General features: G+C 30.7%; 28 protein-coding genes. 24 read left to right on the top strand and 4 right to left on the bottom strand.

The window, feature by feature from the left end; genetic code table 11:
* Window position 1 precedes the first annotated feature (1 nt).
* From BUA82_RS10110 to BUA82_RS10100, 3 genes are read left to right on the top strand one after another with little or no spacing between them, the layout of a single operon-like run.
* A complete protein-coding gene (locus BUA82_RS10110; protein WP_073007357.1) occupies window positions 2-562 on the top strand; it encodes a hypothetical protein in 561 nt (186 codons plus the stop codon).
* A gap of 38 nt (window positions 563-600) precedes the next feature.
* Entirely contained in the window at window positions 601-1488 is an 888-nt protein-coding gene (locus BUA82_RS10105) for a GNAT family N-acetyltransferase (protein WP_073008188.1), read from the top strand.
* 58 nt (window positions 1489-1546) lie between these two features.
* Window positions 1547-1810, top strand: coding sequence for a late competence development ComFB family protein (locus BUA82_RS10100; RefSeq protein ID WP_073007354.1), 264 nt, complete (start codon window positions 1547-1549; stop codon window positions 1808-1810).
* Window positions 1811-1867: 57 nt separating this feature from the next.
* On the opposite strand, the gene ytaF is transcribed toward BUA82_RS10100, so the two are convergent.
* Window positions 1868-2482, bottom strand: coding sequence for a sporulation membrane protein YtaF (gene ytaF, locus BUA82_RS10095; protein WP_073007351.1), 615 nt, complete (start codon window positions 2480-2482; stop codon window positions 1868-1870).
* Window positions 2483-2573: 91 nt separating this feature from the next.
* Here ytaF and BUA82_RS10090 point away from each other — a divergent pair, with 91 nt between their 5' ends.
* From BUA82_RS10090 to htpG, 20 genes are all read left to right on the top strand, one after another.
* Window positions 2574-2762, top strand: a complete 189-nt coding sequence (locus BUA82_RS10090) for a hypothetical protein (protein ID WP_073007347.1) — start codon at window positions 2574-2576, stop codon at window positions 2760-2762.
* A gap of 71 nt (window positions 2763-2833) precedes the next feature.
* Window positions 2834-3556: an HAD family hydrolase gene (locus BUA82_RS10085; RefSeq protein ID WP_073007344.1), complete on the top strand. Its 723-nt coding sequence runs from the start codon at window positions 2834-2836 to the stop codon at window positions 3554-3556.
* A 251-nt stretch (window positions 3557-3807) separates the two neighbouring features.
* Entirely contained in the window at window positions 3808-5010 is a 1203-nt protein-coding gene (locus BUA82_RS10080) for a winged helix-turn-helix domain-containing protein (protein ID WP_207650300.1), read from the top strand.
* A gap of 57 nt (window positions 5011-5067) precedes the next feature.
* Window positions 5068-5634 carry a GNAT family N-acetyltransferase gene (locus BUA82_RS10075; RefSeq protein ID WP_073007341.1) on the top strand — a complete coding sequence of 189 codons (567 nt, stop codon included), beginning with the start codon at window positions 5068-5070 and terminating at the stop codon, window positions 5632-5634.
* 70 nt (window positions 5635-5704) lie between these two features.
* Window positions 5705-6244, top strand: a complete 540-nt coding sequence (locus BUA82_RS10070) for a GNAT family N-acetyltransferase (RefSeq protein ID WP_242948957.1) — start codon at window positions 5705-5707, stop codon at window positions 6242-6244.
* A 49-nt stretch (window positions 6245-6293) separates the two neighbouring features.
* Entirely contained in the window at window positions 6294-6821 is a 528-nt protein-coding gene (locus tag BUA82_RS10065; RefSeq protein WP_073007335.1) for a GNAT family N-acetyltransferase, read from the top strand.
* Between the two features lie 24 nt (window positions 6822-6845).
* Complete coding sequence (locus BUA82_RS10060) at window positions 6846-8012, top strand: zinc metalloprotease (protein WP_073007332.1); 1167 nt, start codon at window positions 6846-6848, stop codon at window positions 8010-8012.
* A gap of 121 nt (window positions 8013-8133) precedes the next feature.
* Window positions 8134-8691: a helix-turn-helix domain-containing protein gene (locus tag BUA82_RS10055; protein ID WP_073007328.1), complete on the top strand. Its 558-nt coding sequence runs from the start codon at window positions 8134-8136 to the stop codon at window positions 8689-8691.
* 259 nt (window positions 8692-8950) lie between these two features.
* Window positions 8951-9163, top strand: a complete 213-nt coding sequence (locus BUA82_RS10050) for a cysteine-rich CWC family protein (RefSeq protein WP_242948956.1) — start codon at window positions 8951-8953, stop codon at window positions 9161-9163.
* Window positions 9164-9223: 60 nt separating this feature from the next.
* A complete protein-coding gene (locus tag BUA82_RS10045; protein WP_073007321.1) occupies window positions 9224-10123 on the top strand; it encodes a GNAT family N-acetyltransferase in 900 nt (299 codons plus the stop codon).
* 101 nt (window positions 10124-10224) lie between these two features.
* A complete protein-coding gene (locus BUA82_RS10040; RefSeq protein WP_073007318.1) occupies window positions 10225-10518 on the top strand; it encodes a ribosomal protein L7/L12 in 294 nt (97 codons plus the stop codon).
* A gap of 25 nt (window positions 10519-10543) precedes the next feature.
* Window positions 10544-10810, top strand: coding sequence for a hypothetical protein (locus BUA82_RS10035; protein WP_073007315.1), 267 nt, complete (start codon window positions 10544-10546; stop codon window positions 10808-10810).
* Between the two features lie 172 nt (window positions 10811-10982).
* The gene (locus BUA82_RS10030; RefSeq protein ID WP_073007312.1) at window positions 10983-12185 is read left to right on the top strand and encodes an SDR family oxidoreductase; all 1203 of its coding nucleotides are present in this window, start codon (window positions 10983-10985) and stop codon (window positions 12183-12185) included.
* Window positions 12186-12187: 2 nt separating this feature from the next.
* A complete protein-coding gene (locus tag BUA82_RS10025) occupies window positions 12188-12610 on the top strand; it encodes a GNAT family N-acetyltransferase (protein WP_073007309.1) in 423 nt (140 codons plus the stop codon).
* A gap of 711 nt (window positions 12611-13321) precedes the next feature.
* Window positions 13322-14488, top strand: a complete 1167-nt coding sequence (locus tag BUA82_RS10020) for an ABC transporter substrate-binding protein (RefSeq protein ID WP_083599886.1) — start codon at window positions 13322-13324, stop codon at window positions 14486-14488.
* Window positions 14489-14637: 149 nt separating this feature from the next.
* Entirely contained in the window at window positions 14638-15522 is an 885-nt protein-coding gene (locus tag BUA82_RS10015; RefSeq protein ID WP_073007303.1) for a branched-chain amino acid ABC transporter permease, read from the top strand.
* 11 nt (window positions 15523-15533) lie between these two features.
* On the top strand, window positions 15534-16484 hold the full coding sequence (locus BUA82_RS10010) for a branched-chain amino acid ABC transporter permease (RefSeq protein ID WP_073007300.1): 951 nt from the start codon (window positions 15534-15536) through the stop codon (window positions 16482-16484).
* Window positions 16462-17244 (top strand): ABC transporter ATP-binding protein, encoded by a 783-nt coding sequence (locus tag BUA82_RS10005; protein WP_073007297.1) that lies wholly within the window; start codon window positions 16462-16464, stop codon window positions 17242-17244. Before BUA82_RS10010 ends, BUA82_RS10005 begins: the two co-directional genes overlap by 23 nt.
* Window positions 17238-17942, top strand: coding sequence for an ABC transporter ATP-binding protein (locus BUA82_RS10000; RefSeq protein ID WP_073007294.1), 705 nt, complete (start codon window positions 17238-17240; stop codon window positions 17940-17942). Before BUA82_RS10005 ends, BUA82_RS10000 begins: the two co-directional genes overlap by 7 nt.
* A gap of 275 nt (window positions 17943-18217) precedes the next feature.
* On the top strand, window positions 18218-20098 hold the full coding sequence (gene htpG / locus BUA82_RS09995) for a molecular chaperone HtpG (RefSeq protein WP_073007290.1): 1881 nt from the start codon (window positions 18218-18220) through the stop codon (window positions 20096-20098).
* A gap of 46 nt (window positions 20099-20144) precedes the next feature.
* Here htpG and BUA82_RS09990 read toward each other — a convergent pair whose 3' ends face one another.
* From BUA82_RS09990 to BUA82_RS09980, 3 genes are all read right to left on the bottom strand, one after another.
* Window positions 20145-21341: an anti sigma factor C-terminal domain-containing protein gene (locus tag BUA82_RS09990; RefSeq protein WP_073007287.1), complete on the bottom strand. Its 1197-nt coding sequence runs from the start codon at window positions 21339-21341 to the stop codon at window positions 20145-20147.
* Complete coding sequence (locus tag BUA82_RS09985; RefSeq protein ID WP_073007283.1) at window positions 21338-21829, bottom strand: RNA polymerase sigma factor; 492 nt, start codon at window positions 21827-21829, stop codon at window positions 21338-21340. Before BUA82_RS09985 ends, BUA82_RS09990 begins: the two co-directional genes overlap by 4 nt.
* Before the next feature lie 246 nt (window positions 21830-22075).
* Entirely contained in the window at window positions 22076-22366 is a 291-nt protein-coding gene (locus BUA82_RS09980) for a hypothetical protein (RefSeq protein ID WP_073007279.1), read from the bottom strand.
* A gap of 128 nt (window positions 22367-22494) precedes the next feature.
* Here BUA82_RS09980 and BUA82_RS09975 point away from each other — a divergent pair, with 128 nt between their 5' ends.
* Window positions 22495-22779, top strand: a complete 285-nt coding sequence (locus tag BUA82_RS09975; RefSeq protein ID WP_073007275.1) for a hypothetical protein — start codon at window positions 22495-22497, stop codon at window positions 22777-22779.
* Window positions 22780-22789: the final 10 nt, after the last annotated feature.

Below are 22789 nucleotides of genomic sequence, written 5' to 3'. Positions count from 1 at the left end.
AATGTACGAGTCAGGCTACAATAAAATATTTATTGGCATGTTATTTATTATCTTTGACTTAAATCTAGGCTTTATAAATATACTTCCAGATTTTATTGGATATATGTTTATTTATGCTGGCTTGAGCATTTTAACACCTCAAAATAAGTTTTTTGAAAAAGGAAAAATGCCGGCCCTTATACTTGTGTTGCTAACTATAAAGAGTATAATACATTATCCTAATAATAACATTCTATTAGGAGAAATTCATGATATAAGATTGATACCCATGATTATAGAAGCAGCAGCTTCTGTAATTAATTTATACTTGATATATATAATAAGTAAGGGCATATATGAACTATGTAAGGAAAGAGGTTTACGGGAGTATGAAAAATCAATAGAGTCTCGCTTTAAATTTTATTTTATAGTTTCCTTAATAACAATATTCTATATTCCTTTTTCCATAAATCTTCCTTCAGACTTCAGCATGTTCATGATAGTAGTTTTGATTATAAGACTTTTTGCAGTGTTATTTATTGCTGGGGCTTTTAGAAAAGGGAAGATGTACTTAAATACTTAAATAAAAAATAGAGTGATAGGGGATTGATGAGGGGTATTATGGAAAGAAAAAGCTGCTATATAAAATTAAAAGACAGAATAGATAAAAAGGATTATAAAGATATAAATGCACTTGAAAAGCTTTGTTTAGAAGAGTATAAAATTGCTTTAAAATTAGAATTGGATTATAAGCTTAAAAAAGGCGAGGATAAGCATAAATTAGATGCTATTAATGAATTTATGTATTATGAGGAAGATAAGCTCATTGGTTATATAGGTATATGCGACTTTGGAGGCGAGGCCTTAGAAGTAAATGGCATGGTGCATCCTAAATATAGAAGGATGGGTGTATTTAAAAAACTATTCTCTTTAGTAAAAGATGAATGGGAAAAAAGAAAAACACAAAAGATGCTGCTACTAAGTGATAATAATTCTACATCAGGGATGGAGTTTATTAACTCTACTGGTGCCATTTATGGCAATTCAGAATATGAGATGTTTTTGAAGAGTAATACAAAAGAAAATACTTCTACCCCTAGATTAATCTTAAGAAAAGCCACCAATGCTGATGCTAAAGAAATCGCATGGCAAAATTCTATATATTTTAATATTGAATTTAAGGAAGAGGTTACTATTATTCCTGAAGAAGAAGAAAAGCTAGGAACCACCATTTATATAGCTGAAGTAAAGGGTAAGATTATAGGAAAAGTTCATCTAGGAATAAATGGGCAGGTAGGAGGCATATACGGGCTAGGTATTTTACCAGAATATAGAGGAAAGGGCTATGGAAGAGATTTATTAATTAGCGCTATAGAAAAGTTAAAAGAACAGAATTTAAAAGACATAATGCTCCAGGTAGTAGTGACAAATAAAAGGGCTTTGAATCTATATAAATCCTGTGGCTTCCAGGAAACAAGCACCATGAATTACTATGAATTAAGTAAATAATACTATACGGATAATTAACTTAAATAAAGATCTACAATTTTTAGAAGAGGTGGAATAAATGATTAAAAACTATATTGAAGATGTGGTGGAAAGACTAGTACCAGAAATCTTAAATGAGTATACAGATATTTGTAAATGCCCTATGTGTGTGGAAGATATAAAAGCAATAGCATTAAACAGGATTCCACCTAAATATTCCGTTAGTGAAAAAGGATTATTATATATTAAAACCAATGAGCTTATTACTCAATTCAAAATGGATATAGTAAAAGAGATAGTTATAGCAATAAATATTGTATCTGAAAATCCAAGACATGCATAATATTCTACTGAAAAGAAAATACAGAGGAATGGGTTTATAGAAACATTCCTCTGTATATTAATTAAGAAACTCAATAATACCAAGTATTATCAGTAATATACCTGAAAATAATGGTGAATATTTGCCTAAAAATTTACCTAATACATGATTACCTACAGCTTCTCCAAAGATAATAGTAACAATACTTAATATAAATGTAGAAATCACAGTGATTTTAATATTAACTCCAGTTATACTGGCTACTATTCCGTTTCCTAGGTTATTAAAAGTTAAACCAAAGGCTACAAATATAGATTCCTTCATGCTAATATCTCCAGAATGATCTAAATCTGATTTTTCTGCGTATTCCACCATATCTGTGATATCTTTTAAAGCAAGCTCCTTGGAACTTTTATTATTTATAAGCTTTATTATACTTTGGGTTATAAAATATATTCCCAAGATAATAATAGCGGAAGCACCTAACCTATTAGTTACGGAGTAAGGCAAAATTTCTGATATATAAATCCCTAAATTCATAGATAAAAATGTCCCTGTAGAAGATATGATAGCTATTATAATATTTGAAATTATACTTATTTTTATTTTTTTAATGCCATAAGCCATACCTACTACTATATTATCTAAATTAGAGGACAAGCTAAACAACAGAGCAGACAAAATTAATGCCATATAGGTTCTCCTTTCCTATCACCTACTTTCTAATATATGGCATGTAATTTATATGGTGATTGAATGTTATATTCATAAGGAGGAGAATATATTGTCCAATGAGACTTTTCATTTTGAAACTACACTCCATATAGATATTTTATATCATTTACTTGCGCACATGGATTTAGGTCAGGACTTTACAAATCTTTATTCTATGGAATATATAAATACCATGGAAGGAGAAAAATATAATTTAAGTATTAGGAATAATGGGTTGGAAGAGGAATTAAATTGTTAATTCTTAATATTTATATTGAGCTTTAATAGTAAATTATATGGAAGTAAATTAATATAAATTGAGGTGAAATTATGGATGTGGTTAAGGTAATATTTTTTGATATGGGTAATACTTTATTACATTTTCATTATGGAAAATCAGATGATGAAAAAGATATGCAAGGTTTAATATATTTAACTGAATATCTAAATAAGTTTAATACAAAGATTAAACTTGATGAAGTAAAGCAAGGATTTTATGAAAATTGGATGGAAGGGATAAAAGAGAGAAGAGTAACACTTACAGAGTACCCAATAGAAGATTTTCTAAATAATTTTCTTCACAAATATGAATTTAGTCTTAAATTAGAGCAATGCATAGAAGCGATTAATTTATTCTATACAGATTATAGGGAACAAGTATATTTTGAAAAGGATATATATGATACTTTAAAAACAATAAAAGATAAGGGCTTTAAAATAGGAGTTATATCAAATACTTGTTATTATGATGAGGTTATGAAAGAATGTTTTAAAAAAGCAAGTATCTATGATTTAATTGACAGTTTTACATTTAGTTACTCATTAAGGATTGGTAAGCCCAATAAAGAAATTTTTAAAACTGCTTTTGAAACAATGAAAATTACACCAGTAGAAGCTGTAATGGTGGGGGATAATTTAGAAAGTGATATTAAACCGGCATTAGATTTGGGAATGAAAACAATTTGGCTTAATCATAAAAATAACAGAATAAATAGTGAAATTGTACCGGATATTGAAATATCATGTGTTTCGGAATTGCTTAAATACATATAGATATATGGTTTAAGTAAATGAAAGATATTCTTATAAAGTTGTTGTAGATCACAATGCAGAAAAAGTAATAGCAAAGTTTCATACTATGGAGTTAATAGTGCAAAGGTTAATTTTTATGAACCAGTAAATTTATTTTTAATGAGAAGAACAAATATTGAGAGTGAGATATATAAAGGAAGTTATGATAGGTATAAAAATAGATAATATTAAGTAAAGGGATACATAATTAATAAATAGTGAGGGGAAACAGAATGATGAGTCCAGTTAAACTTACAAAAAAGCAAGCTCGTCAATTCATATTGTTAAAGCAAGGTCTATTAGGTGATTATAAATTCATTGGAGAGAAGGGTGTTTGTAAATATATAAAACAAGCGGGATGCATTCAGTTTGATCCCATTGATGTTTGTGGCAAGAATGCTGAGTTAGTACTGCAATCCAGAGTAGAAGGCTTCTCTAAAGAAATGTTAGATAAGCTCTTGTATAGTGACAGAAAGCTTATGGATTATTTTGATAAGAACATGTCTATATTAAGCTTGGATGATTGGAAATACTTTTCACGTCAGAGGGCAACTCACTGTGAAAATGGCAGAAGCAAGGATAAAGTTAATGCAGTTTCAGAGGAGATAAAGTCAATTATTAAAGAAAGAGGTTTCGCTTCATCAAAGGATATTAATCTCAAGGAGCAGGTTGATTGGACTTGGAGTCCTACTACATTGTCTCGTGCAGCTCTGGAAACCATGTATTTCAGAGGAGAGCTTATTATTTATCATAAAAAGGGAACCATCAAGCATTATGCCCTTTCTACTGATCATATAGCTGATGAAATTCTAAATGCCAGTGATCCTAATTTCACAGAGGAAGAGCATTTACAGTGGAGGGTTCTAAGGCGCATTGGAGCAGTAGGAATACTTTGGAACAAACCATCGGATGCTTGGCTTGGAATTAATGGATTAAAGGCAGCTAATAGGAAGAGCATATTTCATAAGTTAGTGGAAGAAGGCAGGATTGTTGAAATTGTAATTGAAGGTATACCTGATTCCTTATACTGCTTATCAGAAGATATAAATTTAATTGACATAGTATTAAGTAACCCTGTATTTCCAAGGAGAACTGAGTTCATTGCTCCCCTGGACAATATGCTTTGGGATAGAAAGCTAGTGAAAAAGATTTTTGATTTTGAATATAAATGGGAGATATACACCCCTACTGCTGAACGAAAATACGGATATTATGTTTTACCTGTTCTCTGTGGAGACAGTTTCATTGGTAGAATTGAAATAGTGAATGATAGGAAGCTAAAGCAGCTTATAGTAAAGAACTTCTGGTTTGAAAATTCTGTTACTAATCACTTCCAATTCAATGAGGAGATTTATAGTTGTATTAAGAGATTTTCTAATTTTAATAATTGCGAAAGCATTAAATTAGAGTATAAAAAGGATAAAGTTACTTTATAACCGTAAACCTATGAGAAGTAAGACTATTTACTTTATTACTAGAGAGGGATGATAATTTTGAGTAAAAGTCCATATGAAGAATTTCCACATATTGTGGCAGATGAAATAACATTAAGAAAAATTGTAGCTTCTGACCTTGACAACCTTTTTGAAATATATAGCAATGAAAAGCTCTTTCAATATTCTCCTGTAATGCTTAAAAAGAATAAAGATACCGTTGCCAATATGATAGGACATTTTGAAAGAGATTTTCATAAAAGAAAAGAGATATTTCTTGGAATCTGCTTAAATAGCGAACCAAACGATATTGTTGGTGTGGCTGAAATGTTTGACTACTCTCATGATGTAAATATGATAACAATAGGTTATAGACTGAATGACAGATCTTGGGGTAAAGGAATAGCTACAAAAGCTGTTAAGGCAATGACAGATTACCTATTTAATGATATTGGCATTAACCGTATACAAGCCTTTGTGATGCCAGAAAATATTAAATCCCAGAATGTACTACAAAGAAATGGTTTTATTAAAGAAGGAATAATTCGTCAAGGTACTGTTTGGAAAGGTAAAGGTGTTGTTGATTTGATATTATATTCTTTATTAAAGTCGGACATTACAAAATAAGTTTTTTCTAATATATTCTTATTTGGTGTCACAGTTGTAAGATTTTATGTAAAAGATGGAGGTAACTATATTGGAAACTATTATTTATAAAGAATTAAAAATGACTGAAATAAATGTAGCATTATTTGCAAGATTTAATCGCTATCAAGAAGTAAAGAAATGTTGGCGTAAAGAAAATGAACAATGGGTATTAAAAGATATTGCATTTACGGAACAGTGGGGGCCAGCTGAATATGAATACCTAGTTAAATGTCTGAAAAACACTATAAAAACAGGTGGCACAGTAATTGGGGCCTTTCATAATAATGTGCTTGTTGGATTTACCTCAGTGGAAAATCAGTTTTTTGGCTCAAAAAAGGAATATCTGCAGCTTTCATGCATTCATTCCTCTTACGAGAGCCGAGGCATGGGAATAGGTAAAAACTTATTTTCTCTTGCCTGCAAAAAAGCAAAAGATATGGGAGCTAAAAAGTTGTATATATCTACTCATTCATCTGAAGAATCACAGGCCTTTTATAAAGCCATGGGTTGTGTAGAAGCTATGGAATATAATGCTAAACTAGTTGATGAAGAACCCTGTGATTGTCAATTGGAGTATAGGCTACTTTAATGAACAAAATGATTTGCTATAATTTTATGTTGATTGGAAGGATATACATATGGATATTATTATTGAATTAGGAAAAGTAAAGGATATTGATGAATTAGAACAACTTTATAACCATTTGAATGACCATTTAGCAAAAGGAGTAAACTACCCTGGATGGATAAAGGGGATATATCCTGTTAGGGAAAATGCCATTGATGGAGTGGAGAATGGTAATCTCTATGTAGCAAAACATAATGGAAAAATAGTTGGTTCCCTTATTTTAAGTCAGAAACCTGAACCTGCATATTATAAAGCTAAATGGGAATTTGAGTCTGACTATTCAGATGTTTTTGTTATATATACATTTGTAGTTCACCCAGATTTTTTGAAATGTGGTGTGGGCAAAGTATTAATGGACTTTTCTATTGAACATGGTATTAAGTCACAGGCTAAGTCAATTCGGTTGGATGTTTACGAAAAAAATATACCAGCCATCAAGCTGTATGAAAAATGTGGATTTAAATATATTGATACAGTTGACTTGGGACTTGGGAACTACGGGTTGGATTGGTTTAAGCTATATGAAAAATTACTATGAGATAAATATAAGAAGGAGACACAAATGGGTAAAGAAGTAGAGGGAAGAAATTTTAAAGAGTCAGTAAAGAAAACAGGCTCTTTTATATTAAGTATTGTGGTAGGGGCTATAATTGGCTTGGGCATTGGTGTGATAATTGCTTTTAGTAATTCAAGGATATTTGAAGGAGATATTTTTACAATCGTAATTTGTTTTGTTATTTTTATATTTTCATTTTTACTTCAATTGATTCTCCATGAATTAGGACATTTGATTTTTGGACTTTGGTCAGGATACGAATTTGTATCTTTTAGAGTTGGATCATTAACATTTATCAAAGAAAATGGAAAAATAGTTCGTAAAAAATTTAAAGTTATGGGAACAGGTGGTCAGTGCCTTATGATGCCACCAGAAGGGAACGGTTATGATTGTCCATATTTTCTTTATAATTTAGGCGGTATATTAATGAATACATTAGTATCATGTTTATGTGTAGCAGTGTATTTATTAATTCCTATTCCAAAAATGCTTGCAGCATTTTTATTGTTTACTGCTGTTTCAGGATTTTACGATTTAATTATGAATGGTATACCTATGAAAATAGGTGGTATAGCCAATGACGGATATAATATGCTTTCCTTAGGAAAAGATAAAGTTGCAAGATATGGATTATATATACAGCTTAGAGCAAATGGCCTTATTTATCAAGGAATTCGAATAAAGGACATGCCACTTCAATGGTTTGAGATTCATGATGAAGCTGATTTAAATAATCCGTTAATTAGCAGTATAAAACTTCTAGAAGCTACCTATTACCACGATAGAAAAGAATTTCATAAGGCGAAGGAATGTTATGAAACTCTATTAAATGAGGTGCCAAAACTAATTAAGGTATATGAAAATGAAATCAAATGCGAGCTGCTTTTCTATGAGATAATAGGTGAAGCTAGAAAAGAAACAATTGACAATTTATACACTAAAGAATTAAAAAAGTATATAAAAATAACCAATTGTTACATAACAAGAAAAAGGTTGATGTATGCTTATGCTCTTGTAATTGAAAAAAATTCAGAAAAAGCAGATAAGATATTGAAGGAAGTTGATGTGGTTAAAAAAACATATCCAGCTAAAGCAGAGGTTGAGAGCGAACTAGAAATAATAGAAATTATAAAGCAAAAGTACACTCCTTTACTGGAAAATGAAATTATCTAAAACATATAAATGGCAAAAAATAATCATTGCAATAGTTAGTTGCGGAAATTCAACGGAACTTTGGTAGAGTGCAACTAGAAAAAATGTTAAACTATATGCAAAAAAACAGGGGGTGACCTTAATGAATTTTGGAGAGAAATTGCAATTTCTTAGGAAATCAAAAGGTATGTCTCAAGAACATCTTGCGTCACAGATTACAGTTTCAAGACAGGCAATTTCAAAATGGGAATTAGGCGAATCTATGCCAGATACGGATAATGTTATTCAATTAAGTAATTTTTTTGAAGTTTCCATTGATTATTTACTTAAGGATGATATTAAAAGTGATACTAGCATTCCCACTGTGAAAGAAAATTCCACTCTCATTAAGATGAATAATCGTGATAAGAGACTATTAGTGAGTGGAATCGTGCTTAGTGGTATCGGTGTGTTTGGAAATCTTTTTTTGTTGGTGCTATCTAGGACTAAAAAAGTTCCTGTAGTAAAATCTAGAATTATGCCAGATGGAACAAAAATGTACTATGGTGGTAGTGATGTTTTAGATTATAGCTTTTGGCCTTTTATTTCCCAGTATAAGCTTCAGGTGTTTTTTTGGATGTTCTTGATTTTATTTGCTTTGGGGATAGCATTGTTTCTAATTAGGATTATGAAGCATGGTGAAAAAGTGAAAGAAAGATAGGAGAGCATTATCTTTGCAAGAGTACAATAGATTAATGAAGTTGTTAAAGTAATTCTTTATGTGGAGTGCTTATAAAGGAAGTTATTATAGAAATAGATAAATATATTAATGTATATGGTAATTCCCTTAAAATTACTATACAATCTTTATATAGACAAATAAATTTGATGATGGTTATATATTAATAATATTATAAACTATTTCTTCTCCATAGTGATTGTTGCACGGTGGAGAATTTTTTCAAATGGGGGTATGTACATTGGAAACTATTAGATATAAAGAATTAAAAAAGGATGAAATAGATAAGAGAATATGTCCCCTTTGTGGAAAAGATAATAACTGTCAACATGGTCAAGGTGGATGTTGGTGCGATACAGTTAAATTTCCTAAGTATATTTTAGACTTAGTGCCTAGTGATAAAAAGGGAAAAGCTTGTATATGTAAGTCTTGTTTAGAAAAGTATCAGAAATAATAAGCAGTATTGAAAACTGCAATAGTTATGTAGCAAATCATATTTTGAGAGGATCACTTAATGGAAAAAGTATTAATTAACGGTAAGGAGTATTCCTTCATTAAAAACTATAAAGAAAATACTATGTTTAGAAAAAGCTATAATGAATTAACTAAAAAAACTTATGGATTTGATTTTGAACAGTGGTATCAGGATGGGTATTGGGGAGATTGGTATGTGCCCTATTCACTTTTGGATGGAGAAAATATTGTTGCCAATGTTTCCATTAGTATTATTGATTTTTTGGTTTTAGGAGAAAGTAAAGGGTATGTACAATTAGGAACAGTAATGACAGATTCTTCATATAGAAATCAGGGATTATCTCGATATCTTATAGAAAAGGTCATAGAAGAATGGAAGGTTAAATGTCATATGCTATATTTATTTGCCAATGATAGCGTATTAAATTTTTATCCTCAATTCGGATTTACAGCTGTGGAGGAATATCAGTATTTTAAAAGAATTACCAATGATAATGAAAACATAGCAGCAGAAAAATTAGATATGTCTTTAGTGAGCAATAGAGAATTAGTTGTGGAAAAAATTAATAGCTCAGTGCCAATTGCAAAGCTAAGCATGCTTAAAAATCCGGAGCTTATAATGTTTTATTGTACTTCTTTTATGATGGATAATGTTTACTATTTGAGAGAAAAAGATGTAATTGTAATTGCTGAGCTTGATGGTGATACATTATATTTACAGGATATATTTTCTTCATCAGAAGCTAACATAGACGATATTATTAAATCACTCACCAATAAGGAAGTAAAAAAAGTAGTTTTAGGATTTACACCTAATGACTCAGGCAGTTATTGTGTGAATTTATTGAAAGAAGAGGGTACAACTTTATTTGTTATGAAGGATAAAGAGGACTTATTTCAAAATAATAAATTAATATTTCCTATGTTGTCTCATGCATAGGGGCATTAATTGAAGTAACTTTATATATCATATACTATTAGAGAGTGATTTTAAAGAAAACTAATGATTTCAAAATTAACAGTTAGAGGAGAATTTTTAACATGGATTATAAAATTATTTGGCTTATTTTTGGAATGGGAGCAATATTAAGTTTATCAAGCGTTATTAGCCAGTTAAGAAACGATGTGGCTCGAATAAATATAACCTTAGATAAAATTGCTAAACAAGTTGGAGTAACTGACACTGCGATACAAAATATAGATGGTGAATTAAAAGATCTTATTTCCCAAGGGAAAAAAGTTAAAGCAATAAAAAAATACAGAATGGTTACTGGAATTGGATTAAAGGAAGCTAAGGAATATATTGATTTACTAAGTGAAGGGGAACTAAAGTAATAATATATTTATGGGGGGAATTATTATGTGGCTTTTAATAGTTATAATACCTTTATTAGTATGGCTTGATTTGCGTTTATTCAAGATTTATTTCAACTTCTTTTTTGAGGATGCAGATGATTTTAGTGAGTCTGTCAAATACTCGTTTATTCCTGATCTATTCTCACTCTTTAGAGGCGAATACATTAAAGATAGATTAGCAGAATTTAAATTAGGTATGTTCATATTTTTATGCATTATAACTATTATTTTAGAAGTATCCATGGTTAAAGGCCTATTGAGTTTATTTTAAGCTTACTTTTAATCTTCACTAAACTTAATAATTAAGATGAAATTTTGCATAAGAATAAATTTGTAAAAAACTAGTACTACACTAATAATAGACTAAAGTATAGTTATTGTTTATTATGCGATGGTTGAAAAGTGTGAGTTAAGCAAAATTTATATAGTGAGAGGTAATAAGTATGCTAATAGAGAAAGCTAAGATCGGGAAAAATTGTTTAAAAGGAAAAACCGTATTATTAACTGGTGCCGGTGGTGGAATTGGTTTTGAGGCTGCTCGGGCTCTGGTATGGCTTGGGGCAAATGTAATCATTGCTGAAATTAACAAGGATAAAGGGTTTAAGGCTGAGAAAGCAATAAATGAAGAATTAAATACGAATAGGGCATTGTTCTATGAAATCAACATTGAAGATGAGAAACAAATTAATAAACTCTATTCTTTTATAAAAAATAAATATGGGTTTTTAGATGTAATTTTCAACAATGCTACAATAACATCTTTAGGCGCTGTTCATAAGGTTAAAATAAGTGACTGGGATAAAAGCTATGGTGTTAATTTAAGAGGTCCCATATTATTGGTTCAAAAGTTTTTACCTGATATGAAATATAAAAATGAAGGAACAATTGTATTTGTATCTTCTTCTGGAGCAGCTCCCTATATGGGAGCATATGAAATCTTTAAAACATCACAAGTTGAGTTATGTAATATTCTTGCTGGTGAACTTGAAAATACAAACATATATACTTATTGCATAGCGCCAGGACTTGTAAAAACAGAAACAGCGCATCAAGGAATTGAAAAAGTAGCTGCCTTAATGAATATTTCCACCGAGGAATTTTATCTTATGAATGAATCACATATGTTAGATGCTGAACATGCAGGCGTAGGTTTTGCAGTTTCTATTGCTTTTGCAGAAAAGTATAATGGACAAGAAGTAGGCTCAATACAGGCCTTGACGGATGCAGGGATCATAAGGCAGGAGAAAGAAGAAGTAATCAATAATACTTCAAATTATAGTAAGGAAACCTTAAAATTGCATATTACAAATGTGATTAAAATATACAATGAACAGTATCAAGGGTGGCTTGAAAGAAATATATTTGAAAGACAATGGGTTCTAAGAGATTTTAAGAAAGAAGTAAAATTATCAGCAGATCAGTTTAAACGTGAAATTGAAATTATACAAAATCTCATGGAGCAAGGAGAATTTGATTCCTTAAGAAAAAAGAAAAATCTATTTATCTGTCTAAAAAAATACTATGAACATCAGTATAAACTGTTACAAGGCTATGAGAAGGATGTAAAAAAATTAAAAGATAATTCTCAAGTGATTCTAAGCTGGATTGAAGAGCTACAAATAATAATTGATATCTTAAGGAGATAAATATGGATTTAAAAATTCAATATAATTGTAATAATATTAATTGGGATTTGGTATCGGAAATATTGAAAAAAGGGGAGATGGCATACTTTTCAGGTGAAGTTCATAAGAAAGCCTTTGAGAATAGTCATACTGTGGTATTTGTTTTTCATGAGGATAAGCTAATTGGCTTTGGCCGTGCTATTTCAGATGGAGTTTACCAAGCTGTAATTTATGATGTAGCAGTATTGCCTGAATATCACGGTAAAGGTATAGGGAAAGAAATAGTGAATAATATAATTAAGTGTATTCCAACATGCAACTTTATATTATATGCCTCCCCAGGTAAAGAAGCCTTTTATGAAAAATTGAATTTTAAGAAAATGAAAACAGCCATGGGATTATTTATAAATGCAGAGAAAGTGCGTGATAAAGGTATAACTGAGTGATGCTTGTATTGATCCCATAGCATACAAAATAATATCAAGATAACGATTAAACTATGAGTTTAGGTAAGCTCATAGTTTTTTTTATTTTAAAACCTACACATTTCTAAGTAAATAATAATTTTTTAAAAACATAGTTTTTAATTTAATATATATTTTCAAAAATAGTTGACATATAATTATAAACTTGTTATTATTCTTAATAAATCATTAATTATTTTCAATATATACTAATAAACAGGAAAATAACTATTTTGGGTTTAAAACTAAAAAAAGTTAACAATTATGACGAAGACAAAACTATTTTAAAGTTAATTACAGAGAAGGGGAAAGCTGAGAACCCTATTAACTTGATAGCAATGATCACTTCAGAGTTGTGCAAACCAATTAAGTAATTTGCACCGTAATTCTGCGTTAAAGGCTAGGGTTTGTTAGAACCTGTAATAAGGCTGGAATTATATATTCTAGTAAAGTAGAGTGGTATAGCGTTATAAACGCCTCTATAGGGTAAAAATCCTATAGAGGCGTTTTTATAATCAAACATGTGAATTGTAAGAAGAGTTGTTTTGAAAATGGGGCTAAAATGGGCTTTCTTACAAAAGAAAAGGGGGCGATAGGCTTGGGTATTATATCGCAAGCGGAGGAAGAAGGTATTATAAAAAATAGTTTTTTAGTAAAGTGTAATTTTAATTTGTTATTAAGGAGAGAAAGAAGATGAAGAAAAAAATATCCATGCTTTTAGCTGCAATGTTTGCTGTGGGTTCATTAACTGCCTGTGCTCAAAAATCAAAATCTGGTAGCGGCGATACTATTAAAGTAGGGCTTAACTATGAATTATCTGGACAAGTAGCCACTTATGGGCAAAGTTTGGTAAGTGGAATTGAGTTGGCCTTTGAAGAGATAAATAATAATGGTGGAGTTTTAGGCAAGAAAATAGAGGTGGTTAAAGCAGATAATAAATCCGATAATGCAGAGTCTGCCAATGTGGCTACTAAGCTTACCACAAGAGATAAGGTAGTGGCTATATTAGGTCCAGCTACTTCAGGGAATACCAAAGCTGCAGCGCCTATTGCGGTGCAAAACAAAGTGCCTTTAATATCAGCTTCAGCCACTGCAGATGACGTTACTGTAGACAGTAATGGCAAAGTGAGAGAATATGTGTTTAAAACTTGTTTTAGTGATTCTTTCCAAGGAGTAATAATGGCTAACTTTGCCTATGGAGATTTAGGAAAGAAAAAAGCAGCAGTGTTAGTAGACAGCACTAGTGACTACAGCAAAGGGCTTTCAAAAAACTTTAAAGAAACTTACTCAAAATTAGGAGGAGCAATAGTAACAGAACAGGCATATCAAGCAAAGGAAACAGATTTTAAAGCTGTTCTTACTAAGATAAAAGGAACAAATCCAGAAGTACTGTTCTTACCAGGATATTATGAAGAAGTAGGATTAATTATAAAACAAGCTAAAGAATTAGGCTTAAATGTACCTATACTTGGAGGAGATGGATACGATTCTCCAAAGCTTGTCGAGCTGGCAGGAAAATCTGCTTTAAATGATGTTTACTACACTAACCATTATTCCTCCAAAGATAATTCTCCGGAGGTGGTTAAATTTAAAGAAGCATTTAACAAAAAATATGGAAAAGATCCTGATGCTTTCAACGCCTTAGGTTATGATCTAGCTTATTTCTTAGCCGATGCTATAAAGAGAAGCGGAGAGGTAAACCCTGAAAAAATTAAAAAAGCCTTAGAAGCTACAAAAGATTTTAAAGCTATTACAGGTAAGCTTTCCATAGATGAAAAGCACAACCCGGTAAAAGCTATTACTATACTTCAAATGAAAGAAGGAGAACAAGTTTTCCTAAAGAAGTTGTCTCCACAGTAAAATATTGTAATTGAGATTTTTAATAACTTTATTTAATACAGTGTACAATTTATATTATCAGCGTAAAGTTTTTGAAAAAACAGATGGTTTTTTCAGAACCTAAATGTAAATTGTACATTGTACAAAATATTTGAAAGGAAGTGAAAACAGTGGAGCAATTTTTACAACAGCTTATTAATGGACTTTCTTTAGGAAGTATATATGCATTAATTGCCTTGGGATATACTATGGTTTATGGAATTATAAACTTAATAAATTTTGCCCATGGAGATATATATATGCTTGGAGCATATATAGGCTTTGCAGTGACTACTTACTTACACTTGGGATTTTTGCCTTCTTTGATAATGACCATGCTTCTATGCGCAATTATTGGAATTATTGTGGAGAAAATAGCCTATAAGCCTATAAGAAATTCAACAAGAATCGCTGCTTTAATTACGGCTATAAGCGTTTCATTATTTTTAGAGTATGGCACTATGTACTTTGTAAAAGCAGAAACAAGAACTTTTCCAAAAGTGCTAGAAAATAAAAGTATAAAGCTATTTAGCGGTTCTTTAATATTAAATTCAATTGATATTTATATAATTTTAATAACCATAGTTCTTATGTTACTGCTTCAATATATAATTTATAAAACTAAAGTAGGTAAGGCTATGAGGGCGGTAGCAATGGATAGAGATGCTGCGGAATATATGGGAATAAGCGTTAATAAAACCGTATCTTTTACTTTTGCCATAGGATCTGCTTTAGCAGGAGCTGCTGGAGTATTGGTAGGTGTATATTATAATTCCATTAACCCTTTAATGGGAATACTACCTGGACTTAAGGCTTTTATTGCAGCGGTAATAGGAGGAATAGGGGTTATACCTGGAGCCATGTTTGGTGGATATTTTCTCGGGATGACTGAAACTATGGTAAGTGCATATGGTGGTTCTTTGTATAAGGACGGAGTATCCTTTGCAATCTTAATTTTAATACTCTTAGTGAAACCTAATGGTTTATTAGGAAAAAATACAAAGGAAAAGGTATAGGGAGGTATTCTATGAAAATCTTTAATAAAAAAAATATAATAACAGCCTTCCTAGTACTTATAGTATATGCATTAGGACAGGTACTTATAGAAGCAGGTGTACTGGATTCTTATATTGTCCTTAATATAGTAATTATAGGAATTAACATAATACTAGCGGTGAGCCTAAATTTAGTTACTGGTTTTACAGGACAATTTACTTTGGGACATGCTGCCTTTATGGCTATTGGTGCATATACTTCAGCGGTGGCTACAGCAAAATTTGATTTGCCTTTTGGAGTGGCCATATTATTAGGAGCAGTATTGGCGGCCTTAGCAGGAATAGTTATAGGCATACCTACCTTAAGGCTTAAGGGAGATTATTTAGCCATAGCCACTTTAGGTTTTGGAGAAATAGTAAGAATCTTATTGCTAAATAATGAATATTTAGGTGGTGCCAGCGGCTTTAATGATATACCGCAAAAAACAAATTGGACATGGCTTTATTTCATGACCTTCATAACTATTTTACTTATCAACAACTTTATTAACTCTAAAAGTGGAAGAGCTTGTATTTCCATTAGAGAAGATGAAATAGCTGCGGAATCCATGGGAATTAATGTTACCTTTTATAAGGTTTTAGCTTTTGGAGTAGGAGCTTTTTTTGCCGGTATAGCTGGGGCATTATATTCCGGTTACTTTTATTTTATAAGACCAGACGCTTTTGGTTTTATGAAGTCTATAGATATATTGGTTATAGTAGTATTTGGAGGTATGGGAAGTATATTAGGGTCTATTGCCGGAGCCATAGCATTATCATTAATATCTTTATTGCTTCAAGATATACCAGAGCTTAGAATGGTTATTTACTCATTAATACTTTTTGTAATAATGGTATACAGGCCTCAAGGGCTTTTGGGTAATACCAAATTAAAGTTATTTAAGAAAGGGGGAAGTAAAAATGTCAGTGCTTCAACTAAATAATGTGTCTAGATTTTTCGGAGGCATAAAGGCGGTATCTGGTGTAAATATGGATATTGCTCCAGGAGAAATCTTAGGACTTATTGGGCCCAATGGCGCAGGAAAAACTACCCTTTTCAATTTACTTACAGGGATATATAAACCTACCGAAGGAGATATAATATATAACTTTCAAAGAGCAAAAAGCACAAAAGAATTAAAGCCATATAAGATAGGGAACCTAGGGGTTGCTAGAACCTTTCAAAATATAAGGCTTTTTGGCAATATGACCTTAACAGAAAATGTAAAGGCAGGTTATCATAATAAAATAAAGTATGGACTTTTAGCTTCTTTTTTTAGAACTAATAGATATTATAAGGGAGAAGAAATACTTGAAAAAAAGGTTTTGGAGCTTTTAGATATATTTAATTTACTAGAAAAGAAGGATGAATTGGCTAAAAATCTGCCTTATGGAGATCAAAGAAGACTAGAAATAGCACGAGCTCTAGCTTCAGAGCCTAAGATATTATTACTTGATGAGCCTGCAGCAGGAATGAATCCTAAGGAAACTAATGAGCTTATGCATTTAATAAAATGGATAAGGGATAAATTTGATATTACTATTATTTTAATAGAACATGATATGTCACTTGTAATGTCTTTATGCAGTAAAATTTTTGTGCTTGATTATGGTGAGGTTATTGCAGAAGGAACACCAGAAGAAATAAAGAAAAATCCAAAGGTTATTAATGCTTATCTAGGGGGTGAAGGAGAACTATGCTAGAAGTAGTTGATTTAAATGTATATTATGGAGGTATACATGCACTGAAAGGAATAAATATAAAGGTATGTGAAGGTGAAATTGTTACATTGATAGGAGCTAATGGAGCAGGTAAGACCACTACTTTAAAAACCATATCAGGAACCTTAAAGGCTAAAAAGGGAAAAGTGCTGTTTCAAGGGGAGGACTTAGGAAAGGCAAAAACCCACAGAATAGTAAGCTTAGGGGTAGCTCATGTTCCAGAAGGAAGAAGGATTTTTAAGAATATGTCTGTTATGGAGAATCTTGAAATAGGTGCATATTCCCGAAAGGATAAACTGGAGATTAAAAGAGATTATGAGAAAATATTTGAAATCTTTCCAAGGTTATTGGAGCGTAAGGAGCAAATGGCAGGAACCTTATCTGGAGGAGAACAGCAGATGTTAGCGATAGGAAGGGCTTTGATGGCAAGACCTAAGCTACTTCTTTTAGATGAGCCTTCCATGGGACTTGCACCTTTAATAGTAAAACAGATTTTTTCCATAATCAAAGATATAAATGAAAAAGGAACTACTGTATTATTAGTGGAACAAAATGCCTCTATGGCTCTTAAAATTGCCCATAGGGCTTATGTAATAAAAAATGGTGTGGTAGAAATAGAAGGAAATGCCCTAGAACTTTTAAATGACGAAAATATAAAAGACGCTTATTTAGGTGCTTAAAGGTAATAATTGAGTTTAATTAGAAGAGGAATGGAAGATTGGATAACAGTAACCAATCCTCCATTTTTTATTTAATTAATTTCCAATAATATTGACATTATTTTTAAAATATGATATATAAAAGTTAGTGGTTAGCACTCAATCGGATAGAGTGCTAATAAGAGAATAACCTTATTAAGGTGTTAAACTTAGTAAATGCTTATTCTACACTATAATATTTTCCACTGCGCCTATGTTATGTATGCGTGGTTTTTATTATGAAGGGAGCGAATTACATGGAAACAAAAGAATTTAAGGCAGAATCTAAAAGACTGCTGGACCTAATGATTAATTCAATCTACACTCACAGAGAAATATTTTTAAGAGAGCTTATATCCAATGCCAGTGATGCCATTGATAAGATTTACTACAAAGCTTTAACGGATGAGAACCTTACTTTTGATAAAGATAGTTATTACATAAAGATAGTTTCAGATAAGGAGAATAAGGTATTAAAGGTTATTGACACCGGTATTGGTATGACAAAAGAAGAGTTAGAAAATAACCTAGGAGTTATTGCAAAAAGTGGATCTTTAGCTTTTAAAAAAGAAAATGATGCTAAGGATGGTTATGATATTATAGGTCAATTTGGTGTTGGTTTTTATGCTGCTTTCATGGTAGCAGATAGGGTTACAGTTATCAGCAAGGCTTTAGGCAGTAATGAAGCTTATAAATGGGAATCTAAAGGAGCAGAGGGTTATACCATAGAACCTTGGGAAAAAGATTCTGTAGGTACTGAAATAATACTAGAGATTAAAGAAAATACACAGGATGAAAAATATGAAGAATATTTAGAAGAATATAAATTAAGAGAAATTATTAAAAAATATTCCGATTTTATAAGATATCCTATTAAAATGAATATAACTAACAGTAAGTTAAAAGAAGGCACAGAAGATGAATATGAAAGCTACATTGAGGAACAAACCATAAACAGTATGGTTCCAATATGGAGAAAAAATAAAAGCGAACTAACTGCAGAAGATTATGAGAAGTTTTATTCTGAAAAACATTATGGATATGACAAACCTGTGAAACATATTCATATTATTGCAGATGGTGCTGTAAGATATAATTCCATACTATTTATACCAGAAAATATACCTTTTGATTATTACACAAGAGAATATGAAAAGGGGTTAGAGCTTTACTCTAATGGAGTGCTTATTATGAATAAGTGTTCAGACTTATTGCCAGACTATTTTAGCTTTGTAAAAGGTATGGTGGATTCTGAAGATTTATCTTTAAATATATCTAGAGAAATGCTTCAGCATGATAGGCAGCTTAAGCTTATTGCAAAAAATATTAAGAACAAAATAAAAAGTGAATTATTAAACTTATTAAAGAATGAAAGAGATAAATATGAAGGGTTCTATAAATCCTTTGGCAGACAACTAAAGTATGGTGTTTATAATGACTTCGGAACTGACAAAGAAATGTTACAGGATTTATTAATGTTCTATTCATCTAAGGAGAAAAAGCTAGTAACTTTAGATGAATATATTTCTAGAATGCCTGAAGATCAAAAGTATATTTATTATGCTGTGGGAGAGTCTAATGAAAGAATTGAAAAGCTTCCACAAACTGAATTAGTTTCAGAAAAGGGATATGAGATATTATACTTTACTGAAGATATAGACGAATTTACCATTAAGATGCTAATGAATTATAAAGAAAAAGAATTTAGGTCTGTATCTAGTAATGATCTAGGTATAGAAGACACCAAAGAAAATGACAAAGAAGAGGCACAAGAAAAAGATAATAAAGAAATCTTTGAATATATGAAAAAGGTCTTAGCGGACAAAGTTAAAGATGTAAGAGCCTCTAAGAGATTAAAACATCATCCAGTATGCTTCTCCAATGATGGTGAAATATCCATAGAAATGGAGAAAATATTAAATGCCATGCCAAACAGCCAAAACATAAAGGCAGATAAGATACTAGAAATAAACATTAATCATGAGGTGTTTAACTCCTTAAAGAATGCTTACGAAAATGACAAAGAAAAATTAGACTTGTACACTAATTTATTATATAGTCAAGCGTTATTAATTGAAGGACTACCAGTTAGTGACCCTGTAGAATTTACCAACGATATATGTAAAATAATGAAATAGTATTATGGCTCCCTAGTTGGGGAGCCATTTTATTTTTTATTTTTAATTAAGGTGTTTTTTTAAAAGGAATGACGTTATCAATTTGTATAAACTTTAAATTTTCATTATTTATAAATTCTAATAAATCCTTTGCTTCAGCATAAACCAGTACACCATAGGTTTTTACTCCATTTTCCTCTATATACTTTAAGGAATCTTTATAGTATTGGAATTTAGAATCATTGTGATCTAATGCAGTAACTGCTTTTTCTCTATCAGCCATATATTTTAATAATGAAGTAAAATGTTTAGTATAATATTCTGCAAAATCAGATTTAATAGTTTTTCCATCTGTCATCCAATCTGACATTTGTAAGTAGGGATATTTATTTTCATCTGCCCTATCGTCACTAAAGGAACCACCAATTTCATTAGGATTAAAACCGGACATGGAAGGAGCGGGCTGCCCTTTGTATCCACCTCGGACTGTTTCGCTTCCTGTACGTACGGCTACCCATTTAAAAGCTATTTTATCCTCATATTTTCTTGATAACTCATAAAATTCATTCATAGATAAATCCTTTTCAAAAATTATATAAGCAGAAATATATGAAATAGGGTTTAATTCTTTAATATTATTCAATAGCCTGTCTCTTACTCTCTCAGCAGATTGACCTTTAGATTGACTTGAGAATTTAAGAGTAGTAAAGCCTGAGTAATCCCCCGGGAAGAAATCTTGAGATAGTCCTATCTTATTATTTCTTTTTATCTTAGTACTGATTTCTTTTATTTCGTTAGTAAATAAATTTCTACGTTGAAAATATATATTGTGTGTACCAAAACCAAGATTTTCTGTGGTTGTAGGCCCTGTTAATAGATATCCTGGATAATTTAACTCAGTAATAACTTTTAAGTCGAAATACAAATCCTGCTGCTCTTTACCAACGGTTTTCTTAGAGGGATCATAGTAAAGATTATTTATTATAGGAGAAATTACACAAAAAATAATGAATATGATTAAAAATACAATGGACACAGATGCCAATATTACTTTACGTAATTTTTTATTTACACTTTTTTTAACAAAGGTGGTTTCCTTAGTAGTACTTTCTTCTAAGATGTCTTTTTCAAAGTCCAGATTATAGTTTTCAGATAAATAATCCTGTATGGCCTCATGTTTATTCAGCTCTTCTTCCACTAGCTTAGCTTCCTCAGAAGAAGCCGAACCAGCTTTATATTTATCCAGTAAATCTTTAAAATTCATGAATAATCCTCCTTTAATGAATCCTTTAATTTTTTCCTTGCTCTAAATAATAAGGTTCTAGCTGCCCCTTGAGAAATTCCAGTTATTGAGGCTATTTCTTTTAGGGGAAAAGCGCAATAGTAATATAGGATAATTACCTCTTTGTAGGATGATTGCAATTTTAAAATTTCATAATAAATTCTTTTTTTCTCTTCACTTATTATAATTTTATTTAATGAGTCATCTTCTACAAACAGCTTGTCTAGATGTGACTCTAAATCTTGTAAATACTTATTTTTTCTTAAGTGATCTAGATATAAATTTTTGCATACCCTAAATAGCCAATATTTAATATACTGTTCATTATATTCAATGGACAATAATGCTTTAAAAAATGTTTCACTTACTAGGTCTTGGGCTAAGTGATGATCCTTGCATAAAGAAAGGGCATAAATGAATAATTCATTAAAGTATCTTTTGTATAAAGCTTCCAGCTCATCATTTTTCACAAGTCAATCACCCCTTTCACTTAATAAACGATAGTACTTAAATTATGTTACACTTAATTAAGAAAAATATAGCAAATTTATCCTAGGAAACCAAAATATTTATAATAAATAATATATTGCAATTCAATATTATAAAGCTTTACAGATTTATGGTAAAATATAGTTGTAAATAAAATAGTTCCAGTTTTGTAAGGTGCTTTGCACATTACAATCACTGGAACTAAAAGCGGGCAATAGTATTACATTTTAGGTGAAATCCTTTGGATCTAGGCTATATAGGTAGTCTAAAACCTCATCTAGAGATTCAGAAGAGTATAATGAATCAGTTCCACCACCATGATAGTAAACAGAAAAGTTACGGTTTTTAAAGTAAAAAACATGGTAACTTCTGTTTCCAATTTGCATATTTCCTAGACTGAAATCTTGCTCTTTCACAATTGGGTTTAGCAGCTTATGGCTGTTTTCAACGGTAATGCCTTTTTTGCCCTCTAACATTTCAAAGCGAGGGTAAAAATTAAATTTTCTTTTTTCGTCCATTTAAACACCTCTTTTATTGTAAATGTTAACATAATTATATATCATTATCATAGAATTACAAGAAAAAGAAAAAATAAGATTTTAAATAAATTATTATATTATAAATAATAAGATCTAGGAGGACGGCTATGAATAAAGAAGAAAGACGTTTAGCCAAATGGGAAAAAATTAAAAGCAAAGGATTAATATCTTACCTTATAAAAATGGGGCTATTTTACCATGGCTTATATTTTTTTCTAATATGGGTATTTTTAGTGCCATTTATAAATAGTAATTTTACTTCGGATTTTATAAAAAATGAAAGCTTTAAAGAAAGAGTAAGTGCTTTTGTCGTAGTTTCAATTCTTTATGGATTATGCTTAGGGTATATTTCATGGAGAAACTTGGAGAAAAGATATGCACATATAATATAGTGATTATACG

The sequence above is a fragment of the Clostridium amylolyticum genome, assembly GCF_900142075.1.
Lineage (GTDB): Bacteria > Bacillota > Clostridia > Clostridiales > Clostridiaceae > Clostridium_AA > Clostridium_AA amylolyticum.
Note: the sequence above shows the minus strand (reverse complement) of the source record. Positions and strands in the feature narration are given on the sequence as shown.